The organism is Kineococcus indalonis (assembly GCF_009906395.1).
GTDB classification, from domain to species: Bacteria; Actinomycetota; Actinomycetes; order Actinomycetales; family Kineococcaceae; genus Kineococcus; species Kineococcus indalonis.
The window spans coordinates 1-479 of record NZ_JAAALM010001014.1 but is presented as its reverse complement, the minus strand read 5'-3'; the positions used below and the strand labels follow the sequence as shown (position 1 = coordinate 479).

The window sequence follows — 479 nt, the reverse complement described above, 5'->3', positions numbered from 1 at the left end:
GCGCAGCACCTCCTCCCCGAGGCGCTGCAGCTCGCCGCGGCCGCCCTCCCCGCCGGCGCCGCCCTCCCCGCCGGGGCCGACGGTGAGCAGCAGCCGGCCGTCGGCGCCCTGGCGCACCTCCAGGTGCGGGGCGGCGACCAGCGTGCGGACCAGCCCCGCCGGGGCGCTCGCGCGCACCAGCACCGCCGGGGACGGCACCACCGGCAGGTCCAGGCCGAGCGGGGCGCACAGCGCGGGCGTGCCCACCCCGGCGCTGAGCACGACGGCGTCGGCGGGCAGGGTGCCGCCGGGGGTGCGCACGCCCACGACCCGCCCGCCGCGCACCCGCACCGCGCTGACCGGGGTGCTGGCCAGCAGCCGGGCGCCGTGCCCCTGCGCCGCGCGCACCAGCGCGCGCGTCACGGCCACCGGGTCCACGGCGCCGTCGCCGGTCAGGTGCACGGCACGCACCGGGCGGGCCCGCAGGTGCGGCTCCAGCC

The 479-nt window shown here is 83.3% G+C and carries 1 protein-coding gene; it reads right to left on the bottom strand.

All coding sequences use genetic code 11. From position 1 onward, the window contains the following. Nucleotides 1–465 (bottom strand): NAD(P)/FAD-dependent oxidoreductase (locus GTR00_RS22465; protein WP_276610410.1); only part of this gene is annotated, 465 nt, incomplete at its 3' end. Nucleotides 466–479 lie beyond the last annotated feature (14 nt).